Source organism: Acinetobacter sp. Lyrl_1, assembly GCF_051948795.1.
In the GTDB taxonomy this organism is placed as follows: Bacteria; Pseudomonadota; Gammaproteobacteria; order Pseudomonadales; family Moraxellaceae; genus Acinetobacter; species Acinetobacter towneri.
Genome location: NZ_JAYJLK010000096.1, coordinates 1 through 981 on the forward strand (window position 1 = coordinate 1; position 981 = coordinate 981).

The 981-nt window shown below is 39.3% G+C and carries 1 protein-coding gene; it reads right to left on the minus strand.

The annotated features are described in order from the left end of the window. Positions 1–19 precede the first annotated feature (19 nt). A partial coding sequence (locus VF675_RS13665) for an RNA-guided endonuclease InsQ/TnpB family protein (RefSeq protein ID WP_440205383.1) occupies positions 20–981 on the minus strand: 962 nt, incomplete at its 5' end.

Consider the following 981-nt stretch of genomic DNA (forward strand, 5'->3'; position numbering starts at 1 on the left):
GATTCTAAAAGCAAAGCTCTTAGGCGACTTCCTCACGGATTTCGCTTGCTTTCTGCTTCTTAGGGCGACCTTTACCGCATCCACCCTCCACAGACAAAACGGCATGTCCTGCCGACAATATATTACGAGATGCGTTTAAATCCGCATTCGCAACATAACCGCATCCGACACACTCAAATTTAGCTTGAGTTTGTCGGTTTTCTTTTGCTACATGACCACATTCACAGCAGGTTTGACTTGTGTACTTCGGATCAACTTTTACAAGTAATCCACCTCGCCATTGTTGCTTATATTCCAACATACTAACGAGCATGCCCCAACCTTGATCTAGGATTGATTTGTTTAAGCCTGACTTAGCTTTTACATTCTTTCCTTGATTTTCGATTGTGCCACTTGCTGACTTCGACATATTTGCTACTTTTAAATCCTCAACAGCAATCATTGCGTGGTTTTTGCTGAGCGTTGTAGTGATTTTTTGCAAGTAGTCATGACGAATATTGGCAATGTGATGATGTAGTTTATTGATTTTAAAATTCAGTTTTTTCCAATTTTGACTAAATTTAACTTTCTTTCTCTGCTTCCGTTGAAGTCTAGCTAATTTAATCTGATTGGTTTTAAAGCTATTGATCGGGTCAAAGACCTGACCATTTGAGGTAGTGATTAATTTCTTAACACCAAGATCAACACCAATCGCTGATTTTGATGGGTGGATCGGCATTTCAGTAAGTTCTGTTTCAGTACAGAATGAAACGTACCAACGTCCTGACACCTTACTGATCGTCACATTTTTTATTGTGCCTAGAATCTCTTGCGACTTCCTGAATTTAATAACACCTACGCCATTAGGGAGTTTGAGTTTATTTCCTTTAACCCAACAGTATTTATCGAATTGTACAAGGCGAATGGAATCATAACCGTCTGATTTTTTCTTAAATCTAGGCATAAGTGGGCGCAACTGAACCTCAGTACCATCAGCCAATT